Annotated in this window: 19 protein-coding genes; 2 read left to right on the top strand and 17 right to left on the bottom strand. The window is 38.0% G+C overall.

Annotation, left to right across the window (positions count from 1 at the left end):
- Positions 1–13 precede the first annotated feature (13 nt).
- Genes QBE53_01395 through QBE53_01380 form a run of 4 tightly spaced genes read right to left on the bottom strand, consistent with a single transcriptional unit; the run spans position 14 to position 4,120 of the window.
- A complete protein-coding gene (locus QBE53_01395) occupies positions 14–1,225 on the bottom strand; it encodes an ABC transporter permease (GenBank protein WZL81779.1) in 1,212 nt (403 codons plus the stop codon).
- Positions 1,226–2,587, bottom strand: coding sequence for an HlyD family efflux transporter periplasmic adaptor subunit (locus QBE53_01390; protein ID WZL81778.1), 1,362 nt, complete (start codon positions 2,585–2,587; stop codon positions 1,226–1,228). It lies immediately after the preceding gene.
- 8 nt (positions 2,588–2,595) lie between these two features.
- Positions 2,596–3,369, bottom strand: a complete 774-nt coding sequence (locus QBE53_01385) for a Yip1 family protein (GenBank protein WZL81777.1) — start codon at positions 3,367–3,369, stop codon at positions 2,596–2,598.
- Entirely contained in the window at positions 3,362–4,120 is a 759-nt protein-coding gene (locus tag QBE53_01380; protein ID WZL81776.1) for an ABC transporter ATP-binding protein, read from the bottom strand. The genes QBE53_01385 and QBE53_01380 overlap by 8 nt, the downstream gene beginning before the upstream one ends.
- Positions 4,121–4,352: 232 nt before the next feature.
- On the opposite strand from QBE53_01380, the gene QBE53_01375 reads away from it, so the two are divergent.
- Positions 4,353–4,835: a methylated-DNA--[protein]-cysteine S-methyltransferase gene (locus QBE53_01375; protein WZL81775.1), complete on the top strand. Its 483-nt coding sequence runs from the start codon at positions 4,353–4,355 to the stop codon at positions 4,833–4,835.
- Between the two features lie 109 nt (positions 4,836–4,944).
- The gene (locus tag QBE53_01370) at positions 4,945–5,319 is read left to right on the top strand and encodes a PH domain-containing protein (GenBank protein ID WZL81774.1); all 375 of its coding nucleotides are present in this window, start codon (positions 4,945–4,947) and stop codon (positions 5,317–5,319) included.
- A 52-nt stretch (positions 5,320–5,371) separates the two neighbouring features.
- Here QBE53_01370 and QBE53_01365 read toward each other — a convergent pair whose 3' ends face one another.
- The 13 genes from QBE53_01365 to QBE53_01305 form a co-directional block, all read right to left on the bottom strand.
- On the bottom strand, positions 5,372–6,217 hold the full coding sequence (locus QBE53_01365; protein WZL81773.1) for a MerR family transcriptional regulator: 846 nt from the start codon (positions 6,215–6,217) through the stop codon (positions 5,372–5,374).
- 76 nt (positions 6,218–6,293) lie between these two features.
- A complete protein-coding gene (locus tag QBE53_01360; GenBank protein ID WZL81772.1) occupies positions 6,294–6,821 on the bottom strand; it encodes a hypothetical protein in 528 nt (175 codons plus the stop codon).
- A 130-nt stretch (positions 6,822–6,951) separates the two neighbouring features.
- Positions 6,952–7,479: a M23 family metallopeptidase gene (locus tag QBE53_01355; GenBank protein WZL81771.1), complete on the bottom strand. Its 528-nt coding sequence runs from the start codon at positions 7,477–7,479 to the stop codon at positions 6,952–6,954.
- A 31-nt stretch (positions 7,480–7,510) separates the two neighbouring features.
- Entirely contained in the window at positions 7,511–7,735 is a 225-nt protein-coding gene (locus QBE53_01350) for a hypothetical protein (GenBank protein WZL81770.1), read from the bottom strand.
- Between the two features lie 11 nt (positions 7,736–7,746).
- Entirely contained in the window at positions 7,747–7,992 is a 246-nt protein-coding gene (locus tag QBE53_01345) for a hemolysin XhlA family protein (protein ID WZL81769.1), read from the bottom strand.
- A 46-nt stretch (positions 7,993–8,038) separates the two neighbouring features.
- Positions 8,039–9,694 (bottom strand): hypothetical protein, encoded by a 1,656-nt coding sequence (locus QBE53_01340; GenBank protein WZL81768.1) that lies wholly within the window; start codon positions 9,692–9,694, stop codon positions 8,039–8,041.
- The gene (locus QBE53_01335) at positions 9,694–10,239 is read right to left on the bottom strand and encodes a DUF2313 domain-containing protein (protein ID WZL81767.1); all 546 of its coding nucleotides are present in this window, start codon (positions 10,237–10,239) and stop codon (positions 9,694–9,696) included. The genes QBE53_01340 and QBE53_01335 overlap by 1 nt, the downstream gene beginning before the upstream one ends.
- The gene (locus QBE53_01330; protein WZL81766.1) at positions 10,232–11,284 is read right to left on the bottom strand and encodes a baseplate J/gp47 family protein; all 1,053 of its coding nucleotides are present in this window, start codon (positions 11,282–11,284) and stop codon (positions 10,232–10,234) included. The genes QBE53_01335 and QBE53_01330 overlap by 8 nt, the downstream gene beginning before the upstream one ends.
- On the bottom strand, positions 11,285–11,692 hold the full coding sequence (locus tag QBE53_01325) for a DUF2634 domain-containing protein (protein WZL83250.1): 408 nt from the start codon (positions 11,690–11,692) through the stop codon (positions 11,285–11,287). It lies immediately after the preceding gene.
- Positions 11,693–11,695: 3 nt separating this feature from the next.
- The gene (locus QBE53_01320; protein ID WZL81765.1) at positions 11,696–12,070 is read right to left on the bottom strand and encodes a DUF2577 domain-containing protein; all 375 of its coding nucleotides are present in this window, start codon (positions 12,068–12,070) and stop codon (positions 11,696–11,698) included.
- Positions 12,063–13,010, bottom strand: a complete 948-nt coding sequence (locus tag QBE53_01315) for a hydrolase (protein WZL81764.1) — start codon at positions 13,008–13,010, stop codon at positions 12,063–12,065. Before QBE53_01315 ends, QBE53_01320 begins: the two co-directional genes overlap by 8 nt.
- Positions 13,007–13,681 carry a LysM peptidoglycan-binding domain-containing protein gene (locus QBE53_01310; GenBank protein ID WZL81763.1) on the bottom strand — a complete coding sequence of 225 codons (675 nt, stop codon included), beginning with the start codon at positions 13,679–13,681 and terminating at the stop codon, positions 13,007–13,009. The genes QBE53_01315 and QBE53_01310 overlap by 4 nt, the downstream gene beginning before the upstream one ends.
- Entirely contained in the window at positions 13,681–15,735 is a 2,055-nt protein-coding gene (locus tag QBE53_01305; GenBank protein WZL81762.1) for a tape measure protein, read from the bottom strand. Before QBE53_01305 ends, QBE53_01310 begins: the two co-directional genes overlap by 1 nt.
- Positions 15,736–15,746 lie beyond the last annotated feature (11 nt).

The raw sequence follows: 15,746 nt of genomic DNA, 5'->3' as shown, positions 1-15,746 counted from the left end.
CCTTTTATATTATCTACTCATATCGTAAAGATTCAATTGGATCAAGATCTGCTGCTTTTTTTGCCGGATATACTCCAAAGACAATTCCTAAAACAATCGATCCTGTAAAGGTAAATATGACGGTTTTCAAATCCACAACCGGCGGGATTTTTATAAGTGCAGATATGATACCTCCCGTAATTAAACCAAGTATGATTCCAATCAATCCACTAAAACCAGTCATCATGATTGACTCTGTTAAAAACTGCATGATGATATCCCGCTTCTTAGCACCAATGGCTTTTCGCAGACCGATTTCTCGAATACGTTCTGTTACAGAAACCAACAAAATGTTGATAATGCCTATTCCTCCAACCACTAGGGTAATGACGGCAATGACAACAAAAATCATTGAAATAACATCTAATACACTACCAACAGATTTTTGAATATCTTCAATGCTGGTCGCCATATATTTGTCTTCATTTTGATTGACAAACTCTAGCAAACGCACAATCTTTTCTCCGGCCTCTTTCAGATTGGTCCCTTGAAAAACTGATACTTGTATCTGATCCACAGTATCACTGTCAAAGAAAGCTTGGGTCAAGCTTACAGGGACAACAACTTCAACCGGCATCCCTTCCATCATTGAAGAAAAAAGATTATCTTCGGTACTTAAGACTCCGATAACACGAAGCTTCAGCAGTTCTCCATAATAGTTGGTGATTGTCACTTCTTCCCCGATAATATCTGTTCGTCCAAAGTGCTCCTTAGCATATGTGTCCGGAACAACAATAACTCTACGTTGCCCTTCAATATCCTCTGCTGAAAGAAAACGACCATGAACAAATTCCATCGCTTGAAAATTTGGATACTCATGGGTTGCTCCTGTTACATATGCGGATTGGTATCCATCTTCTACACGAATATCCGAATAAAATACTTGTGCCGCTGTTACAAATTCAACTTCAGCAACCCCTTCTTTAATCTTATAAAGGTCGTCCATCGTTAGTCGGTCCCGCTCTTCAAGCTCTTCACCGTTGGATGACATGTTTTGTATGATAATTGAATTAGCCCCCATTTTGTTGAACTCATCTAACATAAAAACCTTGGCTGCATTACTGATTGCTAGTATGGCGACCACAGAAAAAACCCCCATAATAATGCCAAGCATTGTTAAAATCGATCTTAACTTGTTTGTGGACAAACTCAAAAATGCTTGCTTAAAATTCTCTGTTAAATGCATTTAGTTCCCTTCTTCCACCGTTCGCTCATTTACGGATACCTTCATTCCATCATGTAGTAACATTGACGGATTTACAACTACGAGCTCATTTTTTTCGATTCCTGATGTGATTTCTGCATCAAAATCAGAAGTAATTCCCACTTCAACTACGCGTTCTTCCAACACATTGTTCTCATTAACTACGAACACCGTTTTTTCTCCGTCTTTTTCACGTGCGAACATTTCATATGAGATGACAATGGCTTCTTCATTTTTCAAAGTTGTAATCTCACACTCTACAGTATAGCCAGGCTTTACTTCTTCAACGCCTTGTTCAACAACGATTTCAACCAAGATTGAGGTTGACTCACGCCCATTTATAATAGCTTTAGCTGCAACCGGAGCAATGTATTGCACACGCCCTTTTACCTCAACGGATTCATCAATTGCATCTCCTGTTATTAGAACCTCTTGACCTATACGAATCTCTCGAATATCATATTCACGAATATTTGCTTCTATGATAATTTCTTCATCCGAGATAATTGTTGCCATCGGCTCTTGAACCTCTAGAAAATCTCCTTCATGTACATCCATCTCAGATACAATACCATCAATTTTGGCTTCTCCAAATGTTCGATATTCTTCTACGCGTTCTTCTAAGTTGGCAATATCAAGGTCAATACTTTCTAACGCTAAGCGTTGTGCTCGAATATCAAAATCTTTGGCTTGATTGGTATTTGCTGTCGTTGATTGAATCTCGCGTACACTTACCTGACTTTGTTCTAGGTTTAACTGTGCATTATTTAATTGGGTCTTTGCATTATCTAGATTGGCCTTTGCTGTATCTAGTTCTGCCTCTGAGATAATCCCTGCTCCATATAATTCTTGATGCTTTTTGTATTCTTTTTCTTGTGTAGCCACTTCCTTTTGCGCTGCTTCGTATGTTAATCTTGATAACTCATTACTAATTTTTGCACTTTCAACTCCAGATACGTTACTCTCTGAGCTTAAGCGACTTAGTTGTAAATATTCACGCTCTTGGTTTAATTTAAGCTTTTCTAATTCATCTTCAAGGGGTTTAACATCCACTTCAAACAGCACATCACCTTTTTTGACGATATCCCCTTTTTCATTATTGACTTTAGTAATTTCAAGCACTTCTTTTGCTTGCATCTCTTGTTTTAATGCTTCTTTGGCAACACCTGTCACGGACACTGTAGACGTAATCTCTTGTACATTAACCGTTTGAGTTGTTACAGGTTGTTCCTTACCTCCAAAACCTCCGCCATCACCGTTCATGTTCTGACGCCATACACTTATACCAATAATTGCTGTTAAAACGATCCCAGCACCAATTCCAATAATTACTTTCTTTTTCATCAAATCACCTATCCCATCATTCCTGTCATTGCTGTAGTAAGTCCTAAAGTCGCGCCTGTAAATAGCATGCTTGCCAAAAGTGCAACAATAACAGAAATTAATGCTGCTTTTTTACTCACTTTAGCGACAATACGCATGCCATAATACATCACAATCAACGACCAAATTCCAAAAAATTCAATAGGTGATAACAATCCACCAATAAATGTAGTTTGCATTGATTGCGGTAAGACCATCGCTAAGCTAGTGTATGCTACTGCCGGATTGCCTAGAACCACAAGAATTGTTAGTATAATATATGATAGCAATCCAATAATTGCAACATGTAGTTGTACGGAAAACAGGCGACCATAGGATACGTCTGATTTTGCAATCTTTGCTGCAACAAAATAATATAATGCGCTAAATGCAGCACCACCTAGACCTCCAAATACTGCCACTAAAACCATTGCCCATTTACTAACGTTTAATTGCATATTAATCAGCTCTGGTGTAACCTCTACTCCCGTTCCCGCAACCCCCATCTCCAAGCTTTCAATCATCATCTTCTCATAACCGGACCATGCAAGGAAAAAGTGCAAAATAGGAACTATGATAATTAATATGATTGGAATCACATAGCTAGGCTTAACACTTAAGGATAACAATGTCTTTTTGGGTGATGTGATTATTCCTATCGCCTTTTGGAACCCATTCATTTGAACATATTCTTCATTCAGTTCTACATCAGCTACCGCATTTGTATTTTCGTTTGCGCTTTCTTTGTCATTAAATTCACTCATCGTGTTCTCCTCCTTTTAACGATGCATTAAGCATGCGTTGTTTTTCTTTAAGTATTTCTCGGGCATCTAAGGGCGATTCCACCCTTTGATCACTAATTAACAATCCATCTTCAAACGTTACAATACGATGGGTATGATCAGCAATGTCCGGTTCATGGGTTACGATTAGAACCGTAACGCCTTCTTGATTTAACTGTTGGAAAATTTCCATAATCTCTTCTGAGGAAACGGAATCTAGGTTCCCTGTTGGCTCATCTGCCAAAATAATTGCCGGACTATTGACCAAAGCTCTTGCAATGGCAACCCTCTGTTTTTGTCCTCCCGACATCTCATTTGGCTTATGATCCATTCTAGCTTCTAATCCTACACGCTTTAGCGCTTCAACCGCACGCTCTCGCCGTTCTTTGTGATGCACTCCAGCATAGATCATGGGTAATTCTACATTTTTGAGCGCCGAAATTCTAGGCAATAGATTAAACGACTGAAAAACAAAACCTATCTTTTTATTTCGAATCGCTGCCAATTCATTTTCATTGAGCTTGGATACGTCCACCGTATCTAGTGCATATGATCCATACGTCGATTTATCTAAGCATCCGACAATATTCATCAAGGTTGATTTACCCGAACCGGAAGGCCCCATAATTGATACAAATTCACCTTCTGCAACTGTTAAATCAATACCTCGAAGAGCATTTACGGCAGCTTGGCCTGATCCGTATGTTTTTCCTAATCCATTAATTTGAAGCATTTTTATCACCTTACTCTTCCCTAATGTTACAATAGCATTTTCTCTTGAGTACTATATTACAATCTATTATGGTTTTTTTCCATTATAATTGCATTAAATATAGCTTAATATGTCTTAACAATACATTTTTTCATATCAATTAACAGTCTCTATCTTCATAACGCGGTAAATATATGCTATATTGAAAGCATAACTTTTTACAATACAAATCGCACGGAAAGGACAGTTGCCTATGCCAAAATACGCGTATTATACCTTTTCACAATTTAATAGGCGAATATTTCGAATTGGATATGAACATAATAATATTACCTCTGCCTCTATTGTTACTCACATAGATACTCCAAATGAACCCTCCAACGTCTCAGACGCCGCATTCCAACAATTAAGTGAATACTTTAACAAAGAACGTCAAGTTTTTGACCTTCCCCTCGCTCCACAAGGCACCGCGTTCCAGCAACGTGTTTGGAGGGCGCTACAGCAGATTCCCTATGGACAAACCCGTTCCTATAAAGATATTGCATTGGCCATCAACAATCCAAAAGCATATCGCGCTGTAGGTATGGCCAATAACAAAAATCCCCTCATGATCTTCATTCCTTGCCACCGTGTCATTGGCTCCAACCATCGTCTCGTGGGATATGCTGGGGGGCTTGATATCAAGCAGGAACTACTTGCTCTTGAAAACCCTTTAACCCTGCATCGTATAAAGTAACTTTTCATTCGTTTTTTAGACGGCACAAATATAAAATAGAATGAACACACAAACTGGACACAAATAGTTTTATGTCCTACAATAATGTCAAAAGATATGGAGGAGTATTATGGCAAATATTAGTGAAATCTTAACATGGACATTTACCCAAGAGGCTGATCGAATTCCACCGGAAGTCTTACAGATTCTTGTACCTGGGGAAAAGCCTGTAGCTGCTTATAAAACAATTCGTGATGTTGCAGTTGTTACAAACAAGCGATTTATCATCGCCGACAAGCAAGGTATCACCGGAAGAAAAGTCGAGGTCTATTCGATTCCTTTTAAATCTATTGATATGTATTCGAGCGAAAACGCCCCTGGAATGTTGGACGTTAACACCGAAATGGAATTTTGGACAAAGTCCGGGCATTTTAAACTTAATCTCAAAAAAGATGTTGATATTCGAAAGCTAGATCAACTGATCGCTACATATGTTCTTGGCTAAAAAAAGCCCCCAGCAATGCTATATAAAGCGCTGCTGGGGGCTTATAGAATATCTAGATATCAAGCATATCCTTCGCATTCTCAAGTTGTTGATAATACCTTGCATATGAAGCACTTAGCTGCTTCATTGCAGGAATAAAAACATCATAATAACCGTTTGCACTATTAAATTCTTTCATCAGTGTCATTAGCTTGTACGTAGGCGAATCCTTATATTCATCCGAAGATGTATATGCCAGATAACGCTTGACAAAGTCTTTATTCTCTGAAAAAAATCTGTCAGGATGCTCTATCGCACTTTGGGTATCTTCTATTATAGCACTGATCTGATCAACAGATATATCCCTATTATTCTCCATCATGTACGCATTTAGTTCTTCTGGTATGACTAAAGACGGCATCTCATCTAAAAATGTTAGAATTTTATCATACGCCATTTGCTGGTCATGGGTCACCATCGGTTCATTTAAAAACCGCGCAAAGTGTAGGCAAATAAACCGTCCATAGTATCCGGGGAATGCTTCCAACAACCTATCTCCAATAGTTTTACCTTGTTCAATAGCTTGTAGCGCATCTTTGATATTACTCTCCGATGTGTTAGAACCTAGTTTTGCAAGAAGTTCTTTTTTGACTTGGTCACGTTGAATATCCAACTCTTTTTTCAGCACCACATTTTGTATGGCTGAGCCTGATGTATCCTCAAGTATCTCTCGAATATGTTCAATCCCTACATCAAGTTTTCTTAAGACGCTGACTTTGTCCAATATAAGAACATCTTCCTCACTATATTCTCTATAACCATTGTCTAAGACAGAAGGCTGAACCAGCCCCTTTGCACTATAGTATTCAATTGCTTTTTTAGTAAGCCCTGTGCGTTTACTTACTTCATGAATTAACATAATCATCACCTCAGGATAAGCATATACTAACACCTAAGGTGATAGTCAAGGATTCTATGTATCTTTTTTCAAAAACTTATTCTGCACCTAGCTCACTTGAGTTGGATTCTGAAATAACGTCTCCTGTTGCTTCATTAATAAATGTAACTTGAATATTCTCTACTTCTTCACCACTAAAGATTCCGTAGATTCCACCATACATGTAAAAAGAAATCGTCAAGAAGGATTCTGCCATATCTGGCTCTTCATTTTTAGTTGTAATTTTGAACTCTGAATAATTGTCATTGACTTCTATATCAACAAGATTTGGATATTCTTCGGATTGAATCATCTCATCAATCACGCCGTCCATCTCGCTTCGCATCTGTCCCAACATTTCTTCATGTTGTTCCTTGGTCATGGTATATGTCGCACTGCCATCTTCATTAAGTACAATTGATGAATAGCCTTCTTCTTCAGCCGCAGCTGTTAATTCTTCTTGTGTTGTCTCTCCAACGTAATCCGCAGGAATGGTCAACTCAATCTCATCACTTGCTTTTCCCCCACACGCTGATACGATTAGCATAACTGCTAATAATAATGCTAATACTCTTTTTGTTTTCATGATTTTACCTCTTCTTTCTATATTTTATGCTTATATAGTAACACATAGAATATCGTTGTCAATTTATTGTCAAAAAAAACTGCCAAATAGACAGATCAATTAATGGGTCGAATTAAGTATCGCTTCGATGTTAGCTTAACTTCATAAACGCTTCTTCTAAAAATCTACCTATTCCTTCATCGTTTTTGTGCTGCTCAATAAATGCCACCCAATCATCTACACGGTCAAAATCAGAGTCAATCATACGTTGAACATAATCCGGAACCCATTTGAAAGTTTTAGGATTAATACTTGTTGCCATCTTGCCTGTTACATCTCTATTAAAGAAGGTATTGGTTATTCTATCTGTATCATGCACTTCAAAGTGTAGGTGCGGTCCTGTTGACTTTCCAGAATTGCCTGTATATCCAATAACCTGACCCTTTTTCACTAACGTTCCAACTGGTGCGCCTAAACGATTTAAATGCGCTGATAAGGTTACAAACCCTTTATGCTGCACTACGATATAATATCCATACCCCTTCTTAGCTCCTCCACCATTTACTTTGGATATAATTACTTCTCCATCTGCTACCGCCAAAAGCGGTGTGCCGATATTCGCTCGAATATCGACACCATTATGAAACTTTTTTACTTTGTCTATAGGATCTATTCGCATCCCATAAGGTTATGTAATCTGAATATTTCCGTTAATCGGTTGTAAATTCATCTTGGTTCACCCTCTCCCTCTTCGCATCCACTAAGCCCTCACCAATAATATAGGCAATTAACACGCTGCATGCAGAAATAATGGATACGACTTGTTCTATCGTAAGGCTCTCCACATTAAAAGCAGTTAGAATTGCTGTGACAAACCCTGTGACTGCCATCCAAAACTTACGGCTTGTTAACTTCTGTTTCCAGTTGATTTTCATATCCCTTCCTCCTAAAGATTTTGTATATACCAAATAAAAAAGCTTAACAACGTTCCAATTGTTAAGCCCATAGCCCATTTAATAGTAGTTACCAACGATTTGATTTGTTCACACAGATTTTCAATCTTCGTCTCTGTGCGCGATCGATGCTGTTCAAGCTCATCGATTCTCTGAGAATGATTGTTCAATCTCTTGTCGTGCACATCTAGGCGCTGGTTGATATTATTATGTTTTTCAATGCAAGTTTCCTCGTTCATAATACTCCCCCCTTTTTTTTACTGTTTCTTTAAAATCATCTTGTTCTTAAAGCAAATCCCTGATATAAAATCCAGATTCTCCATAGGACACAATGTTATTTCCATCTCTGATATGACTTGATAAAATATGCTCTTCAAAACTTTGTTTTGCAATCAATGTCAATCTTAAAGTGTCTGTATTGAGTAAAAAAATGATTGTTTCTAATCCATCAACACTTGTCGCTTCAATATAAATGTATAAATCAGATAACTTTTTCAAACCTCGTATCCTGTCTATATTATATGAATTACTATCGGATGTGACATTTAATACAGCCCCACTATTTGGATCAATTTCAACCTTTTTAAACCGCATATTTTCTGTGACTTCTATAGCATATCTGTCGGATATTGATATCATCTCAAATGTGTGATCAGTACTCGAAAAAGTTTCAGATGTCGATATCTTCGTTAAGGTGTTTTTATCTCGTACTCTATAAAATTTTTCATTTGTTATACACGTTACTATATAATTTCCAACTATGCAAAACTCTCTTTCATAACCACTCATAGAATAAATTGCATGAGCTCCTGTTACCTTATTAAATTTTACAAGGCTCGATTCTCTTGTAGATGTGGCTCCAATATAATAAATATGTTCTTCTTCTTCCTTAAAATTTTTAAGCGGAAATTTTGCAACTGGTGTTGCAACGATACTACTTGAAAAAGTCTCTTTATGTATTTTTCTGATACCTGCTTCTGAAATTGTACCGACATAATTATCGTCCCATTTAAAAATTATTCTATTTCTATATTTGCTATTAGTACTTGAACTAGTACTCTTCTTTTCTCCTGTTTGCATGTTGTACGATCCTAAATCATAGTATCTTTTTGTTGAGTGGTTTGTCGCCCATGAGTAATATAATACATTATCAAAAACATTAAATATTAAACTTGAAATAGATGTATCCGGTCCAGAATTTTTAAGTTCATAGATTAATGACGGTATTTTTTTATATGTTTGTCCTGTGTCTAACATTTCTTTTACTCTCAACGGTGTCATATATTTTTGATTACTTTTCCCCGCTTGTGCTTCTTGCGTTGATGCAACCCCATAATTTTGGACTGCTCCTAAACCAATATCTGTTTTATTGACTGTCACTTCCCCTGTTTTACCCATAACACTTTTTACCGCATTTACTTGCGCTCCTGGTTCAATTCCATTTAATTTCACTTTATCAGTTTTGCTCATTAAACCATTCACGCTCGTTGTAACTAAGCTTGTATTCGCTTTATTATTCCAGATATTTTTTTCTGCATCTGTAACAAATCTGCTCTTTGAGTCCTGTTTTATAATATCTGGCGCATGTTTATCGGGGTGTCTGTAATTGTTTGCCCCCTCGTCTATCCCGCTTAGTTTTGTTCTCTCTGCAGATGAAAAAATCTTTCGTGCTCCTGTTTCAGTAATCATATCCAAGCTATGTGTTGCTGGATGCTGATAGTCTGTTGCATCTTCTGGAATTTTTGCAAGCTTTTGCTTTTCTGCGTCTGAGTAGTCGTTGGTTGATAGGCCTTTCCCTTCTATATGACTTACTTTTTCATCACTTAATGCTTTTAGTGCTCCATCTATCAAATCCATATTTTCACTTTGTACCGCTACATTATAGAATTCGTTTTCGTCATCTTTTGTTAAGTTATAATTGGATGTATATGTTTTTCCCATTAAATAATCACCTCTTCTTTTAAATGTTTATGCGTATAAGCGCTTAATTGCGCATGTGTAAAGTTTTTTAATGTTGCGTTTTGATTGTATCTTAGTTCTAAGTCAATTATTAAGTTTGCTGGGGCTAAACGATGAAGCAATTCTTCAACTGCACTATATTGTCCTTTTGCAACCACCTCTACTCGAACGCTTAGCATATGACTATCACTCAGCAACTCACATGTATATCCATCTTCACCACAAAGAGTCCTCAAGCGTTCTTCCAATGTTCTAAAGGTATATGGAAGTTGTTCATTGAACCTTGCCTTGATTCTAAATCTTCTATCTGTCAACGTATCTGCTGCTTTTGGCGTGATTTTTAGGATGCTTTCCAGTCTGAGCACTCCGTGTTCTGTTGCTTCGCTAACAAAGTTGTCCTTCAACGCATCCTCAAGGGCTGTCCACAACGTCCTGAGTTCCGGTTCTTCTGTCGCCATGATCGCCTTATATTCCCTGACCTCCTTAAGAACCTGCGGTAAATAATCAATCAATGGTCTATTATCCACTTACATCCCCCCTCACCGGAATACTATCTTGATCAATCACCAAGTTTTGAGCTAATGTATTGATGGTTGTATTGGCTATGTCTAGGATGCCTGTAAGATTGAGTAAGCGCGTCTCAATCTGACTAATTCTAACAATCAGATTGTCGCTTGTATCCCAATCAGAAGCCAAAGCATGAAAATATTCATCGATAGCAGCTGTTACATACGGTTGAATATCTTCCCACGACCAGCCTTCTTGATAGGTGATGGTCGTTGCAATATCTACGGCTGTGCCTGTTACTCCCATAACAGTGACGACATGCCCTATTGGAGCAAAACCTTTTCCTTGTCCTTGATTGACTATCGGATCAACTGCAGATTGGGTCGCCTCAATAAGCGCGGAACTTGGAACGGCATATGTCGAGTCCATAATCACCAGTTTAACGCTGCCTCCACCATCCCATACCGGATAAACCTTCACTCCACCTATTCCTGCAAGTGCCATCGTTTTTTCTTTGTAATCCGCCACATTTCCTCCATAGGACTGGGATTCCAAAGAAGAAAAATATCTTTGCCTTAAATTTTCCGTTGCCTCTGCCTCTTCACCCGGAATTAATATCTCCGTTACTTGTGCATGTGTTAAACCTGCAATATAGGAAATCGGTAGCAATGTCCCTATTTGATTCCCAAGCTCGCCGCTTGTCTCACACTCAAGCTTGAATTGTCCACTTGTAATTTGTTCCATCACCTTATAATTATAATCACCGAGTGAGAACCTTGAATTTATCGGTATATCTATGTTAAACACACCTTTAACAACCGCCTTTGTCGCTTCGCTTGGAATAATTCCACGTTCTGCTGCCCGCTTTATAAGGTAAGGTCTGCTCTGTGTATCTGCAAACGCTTCATTCAAGATTACATCTAACTCAATATACATGTTTTGCAGTTCCACTGCCGCCGGTGCCAACGCATTATAAATAATGGCACCTTCCCTTTTATCTACGTCCATAGGAACTTTATCTAACATCCTTTGCAAAATATGTTCGTAGGTTATCTCTTCATACATTTATATCTTCACCACCTTTTCTGCTTCTATATCACCAAATACTGTTGTCGCAGTAAAGGTGACATGTATCTTGTTTCCATGTGTCTTAAAATCAAAGTTTGTTACCTCTGTAATTCTTGTATCTTGTAGCAGCGCTTCTGCAATCCGCCATTCAAGCGTCGCAAGAACATACTCCACACTTTTCCCATACAAGTCATGTAGCTCTATTCCATAGTTCCATGAATAGATGAGATTCTCATAGCGTTCAATGTTAAGTATTAAGTATATGGCTTGTTGCATTGCTTCAAGCTCATCTGCTTGTCCAACAATAACCTGGCGCGCGCCATTGAGTTTAAATGTTTTTGTTGGAAGCTCTTCATATATAAAATCACTAGGAAGTTCTTCGTTTATTTTTGGAATCACAACCATCACCTACCTTATCCGATCCAATACAATATATTTTTGTCCACCTTGACGACGTATGAGTAAAACTTGTTCCCCTTCTTTTAATCCCAGATGAACCGTCATCGCTTTTTTCCCAGAGACAGCATGCTTATGCGTTGCAAAGGAGCTATCGCCCGTCCCTCCTTGTGCATTTGCCGTCGCATGATCCAAGGTAACGTCTACCGAAAAATCACGCACAAGCGTCGTTAAAATCAAATGTGAAGCATCGAGTGTTAGGCGCTGTTCTAAGTTTATCTTAAGCGGAGACGCACTGACGACCGTCCCATATACAAAAGCTGTTGGATTCGATGCTTCTATTGCTTCTACAGATGCTTGCTTAATAATCTCAATTAAATTAGGCATGAATACCACCTCCACTTAATGTCAAATCCATCGTGTGCACATCTTGGCTAAAGGAATGGGTCGCTCGTTCAACCAGCATGTAGTTTTTTGCCACGATATCACCTAGATGGACATCTATAGGTACATGATATCCAGCTCGTACTCTTGGGTCACCAAAGGCTTTACTTATCTTAAGTGAGCGTCTCTTTTGATTATATAACTTCAAAAGTGCATCTGCTTTTGACTGCACATTCACATCATCTGTGTCAAATTGATCAAAGTATTGTAACAGCCCCCATTTTTCAATATTGTTATTATCTGAAGCGATAATTTTTTTTCCGTTATCTTTATTACGCAATACAACTAGGTTATACGTCTCATTATCAATCGATGATTGGTACTGAAAATTTTCAGCCCTTTGCTGATCGATTAATAGGTCACACTTCATCGCCTCGGCATCTCGCAATGTAAGTTCGCCAAACTGATCAAAAAGTATATATAGCTTTTTACTGTTTTGAAGGGTTAAATCTAAGGCATTTAACATCATATCAATCAACGACTTATCTTGCTCTATTTTGCGTGCGATAACCCACGGTGTCTCTTCGATTTGTCCTGTATTTATGCCAAAGTATTTACATAAGGTTTGAATGACTTCACTTGCTGTTTTATTTTCGTATGCATACGTAAACTTATTTTTCAGATATCTAAGTTGGTCATAAGCTGTCACTTTAATGATACCGTTTTTATCTCGGTTTTTTGTAAATACAAATCCTTTAAAAACATTGTAGCCATCGACAACAAAGTTAACCATGTCCCCTTCCTGAAAGTTGATAATCTCATCTTTAACCACCGAAAATGTGAGTTTTGCCGGTTGTCCCTTCCTCTCAGTCACCCATTGAATTGTCCCTTCTACTACAGGAAAATATTTTAGGGTTTTTGTTTGAATTTCGAGTTCAATCATTGACTCACCTCCTCAATAGGCATTGTTAAGACTTGCCCTGGAAAGATCAAATTTGGGTTTGCGATGTTGTTTAAGGATGCAATCTCTCTGTACTTAGCTCCCTGACCAAGGTTTTTCTTTGAGATATTCCAAAGTGTATCGCCTTGTTTAACGGTGTATGTCTTTGGCTTTGGCGCAGATCCAGTTTCACGTGTTGTCTGAATGGTTGCAACGTTTTCTTCATTTTTCTTGGATATAGCTACCACCTTTGTTTTATAAGGCTTCCATTCTTTTAGGTTAATAGAGACATTCACTGATTGCCCATCTGCCGCATTTTCTTCAATAGCGTAATCTTCAATGGACACAAGCATAGTTGTTCCAAAGACTTTTGCCCCCATGATCTTATTGCGGTACACATTAAATCGAAAAGGCTTTTTATTCTTTTTTAATTCTTTAAATTTGCTTAGATAGTAATAAGCCGGCTTGAATTTATCCGGATAGTATCCGAAGGGATATTCTACATGCGGAATCATCACTGTAAAAGAAATATCTGTCAAACCAGCTGATTTTAATATATTCACCTCTCCATCATTGATGAGATTGATTGTTTTGTTTTTATTTTTGATTTTCATCTGCATTTTGGACGGTGCGACCGGTAAGGCCACACCATCCATTTCAAAAATATATGCCATTATTCATGCACCCCCTCGCTAGCTACAGCCATTGTCTCGTAAAGTGTATTTTCCAAATATTCAACCATTCCATCTAGGTCTTGTTCTCCACTGACTTGGTTGGTGATGCCACCCATGTCTACTTTGATCTCTGCCGTTGTAAATCGATTAATGACATCTTGTTCTGCTAGGTCACGTAAATATGTAAGGTCCTCTTCTGCCACATCCATAGTGTCTGCCATTCTTGCAGTGTTATTTGATGTTTCATAGATATCATCTTGACTATTTGTAAAAGGATTTTCATTGTTATAAGGATCCTCATTTTCATAAGGATTTTTATCACCAAACATTCCATCTGTGAATTTTCCCATGTCAAAGTTTTGCTCAAAATTTTCCCCTGCATCATATCCTTTTCCATATGCATCTGTCATATCAAATCTATGATCAATTTTATAGTCTCTTGTTTCTAGAGTTATTGCATTGTTATTCTTGCCCCATGAACCTACTTCTTTTTGTAAAGAGTTAAGTCCGTCTGTCCAATCGGTACCAAATATAGCATCAATAATAGTGGTTACAACCTTTCCCAAGGATAAGAACCATGATATAATTTGACCTATTAAATTTGCCACCCCGTCTCCAAAACTGTCAAAACCTCCGTTAAAGACATTTAGAATAAATTCTATGATTCTAACAAACGGTTCCACGAAGTATGTCATAAAAAATTGAATAGTACTATTAATAAATCCAATGGCTATATTCCCAATAAGAGCAAATAACCACATAAATGTACCTGCAATGATCCCTGTAGCGCTAATCGCAGTTCCTGCAAAATAATTAATTGCTGCAACTACGAGATAAATAATAAGCACTAATGCTATAATTGCTAAAATAATCCAAGTTATCGGACATGCATATAACGATAAATTAAGTCCATCTTGAGCAGTTTTAGCTGCAAGTGTTGAACCCGTTTGGAGCATCTGTGCTCCAGCCAAAATCCCAGCTTTTGCAGCTTGAATACCCATTAAAGCATTCGTTACTAAAGCATGCGTATTATATGCAACAAAAGCCAAAACAAGACCAAGTACAATGTATTGAAACCAAGACCAATTATCAATAACAAATGCTGCCCCCGCTTGCAACATTCCAAATAATGTAGATGCAACAGAAACGATCATCATTAATCCAACAATAATACCATTAATAATCTGTTGAAAAGAATCCGTTTGGATAAAACTTGATATCTGTTGAAATATAGGTTCAAAGGCTTTCAACGCTTTATTTTTAATTAGATTTGTTGCTTGTTCAAACGTCATAGGCATAGCTTCAAATTCCGTATCTATATCTGTCATCGACGAAAGTAACGCGCCTTTGACGACATCGCCTGTTATCGCCCCTTGGTCTGCTAAAGTATTCATCTGTTCTATAGGGACATCCATATAGTCGGCAATCATCTGAACAGCTTGGGGCACATTGGCAAATATCGAGCTAAAATCATCTCCACCTAATGCGCCTGATCCCAACGCCTGCACTAGCTCTGTACGCGTTGAATCCATCTGTTCTTGGCTAGCTCCGGCAAGCGCCATGGATTTGTTAAATGCTTCTACAAAAGCAATCGTTTCTCCGTTATCTGAAAAGGTGCCTCCGGGTCCTTCTGCTAACGAAGCAACCGCACCAGCATTCGCCTCATAGGATGTCCCCGATCGATTGGCAGATTGATAAATCATATCTTGAAGTTCTGCCGTACTTTGTTGACCGTCATTCGCCATATTCAACTTCGCTGTCGTTTGGACCATTTTGTCTGACAGGTTCATCACTTTTTGTACGCCTTCGCCAACCTTTAAATCTCCCATCGTCTTTTTAAGTTTTTCCATATATCCACATGATTCTTGGGTTGCTTCTTCTAACATATTGATTTCTTGTCTTGCCGATTGAATAACTTCTACGTTTACAAAATTCTGTGTTATTTTTTGAATAGCTTGAAATTTGCCTGTCATCACATCGATCGACTGATCCATTTTTCTTATTGCCGGAAGATTACCATCTGTTAGTTGTAATGTATTCATTAATGTTGCCATGTAATCACCTA

It is taken from the genome of Vallitaleaceae bacterium 9-2 (assembly GCA_038396585.1).
Classification (GTDB): domain Bacteria; phylum Bacillota; class Clostridia; order Lachnospirales; family Vallitaleaceae; genus UBA1351.
This window is presented reverse-complemented; position numbering and strand designations above follow the sequence as displayed.

What these genes read in the sequence shown, in the direction of transcription:
- QBE53_01380 (WZL81776.1), bottom strand. Translation starts at nt 4,120, where the DNA reads ATGCTTCAAATTAATGGATTAGGAAAAACATACGGATCAGGCCAAGCT.
- QBE53_01310 (WZL81763.1), bottom strand. Translation starts at nt 13,681, where the DNA reads ATGGCATATATTTTTGAAATGGATGGTGTGGCCTTACCGGTCGCACCG.
- QBE53_01370 (WZL81774.1), top strand. Translation starts at nt 4,945, where the DNA reads ATGGCAAATATTAGTGAAATCTTAACATGGACATTTACCCAAGAGGCT.
- QBE53_01340 (WZL81768.1), bottom strand. Translation starts at nt 9,694, where the DNA reads ATGGGAAAAACATATACATCCAATTATAACTTAACAAAAGATGACGAA.
- QBE53_01330 (WZL81766.1), bottom strand. Translation starts at nt 11,284, where the DNA reads ATGTATGAAGAGATAACCTACGAACATATTTTGCAAAGGATGTTAGAT.
- QBE53_01360 (WZL81772.1), bottom strand. Translation starts at nt 6,821, where the DNA reads ATGAAAACAAAAAGAGTATTAGCATTATTATTAGCAGTTATGCTAATC.
- QBE53_01390 (WZL81778.1), bottom strand. Translation starts at nt 2,587, where the DNA reads ATGAAAAAGAAAGTAATTATTGGAATTGGTGCTGGGATCGTTTTAACA.
- QBE53_01350 (WZL81770.1), bottom strand. Translation starts at nt 7,735, where the DNA reads ATGAAAATCAACTGGAAACAGAAGTTAACAAGCCGTAAGTTTTGGATG.
- QBE53_01365 (WZL81773.1), bottom strand. Translation starts at nt 6,217, where the DNA reads ATGTTAATTCATGAAGTAAGTAAACGCACAGGGCTTACTAAAAAAGCA.
- QBE53_01375 (WZL81775.1), top strand. Translation starts at nt 4,353, where the DNA reads ATGCCAAAATACGCGTATTATACCTTTTCACAATTTAATAGGCGAATA.
- QBE53_01305 (WZL81762.1), bottom strand. Translation starts at nt 15,735, where the DNA reads ATGGCAACATTAATGAATACATTACAACTAACAGATGGTAATCTTCCG.
- QBE53_01385 (WZL81777.1), bottom strand. Translation starts at nt 3,369, where the DNA reads ATGAGTGAATTTAATGACAAAGAAAGCGCAAACGAAAATACAAATGCG.
- QBE53_01325 (WZL83250.1), bottom strand. Translation starts at nt 11,692, where the DNA reads ATGGTTGTGATTCCAAAAATAAACGAAGAACTTCCTAGTGATTTTATA.
- QBE53_01355 (WZL81771.1), bottom strand. Translation starts at nt 7,479, where the DNA reads ATGCGAATAGATCCTATAGACAAAGTAAAAAAGTTTCATAATGGTGTC.
- QBE53_01315 (WZL81764.1), bottom strand. Translation starts at nt 13,010, where the DNA reads ATGATTGAACTCGAAATTCAAACAAAAACCCTAAAATATTTTCCTGTA.
- QBE53_01395 (WZL81779.1), bottom strand. Translation starts at nt 1,225, where the DNA reads ATGCATTTAACAGAGAATTTTAAGCAAGCATTTTTGAGTTTGTCCACA.
- QBE53_01320 (WZL81765.1), bottom strand. Translation starts at nt 12,070, where the DNA reads ATGCCTAATTTAATTGAGATTATTAAGCAAGCATCTGTAGAAGCAATA.
- QBE53_01345 (WZL81769.1), bottom strand. Translation starts at nt 7,992, where the DNA reads ATGAACGAGGAAACTTGCATTGAAAAACATAATAATATCAACCAGCGC.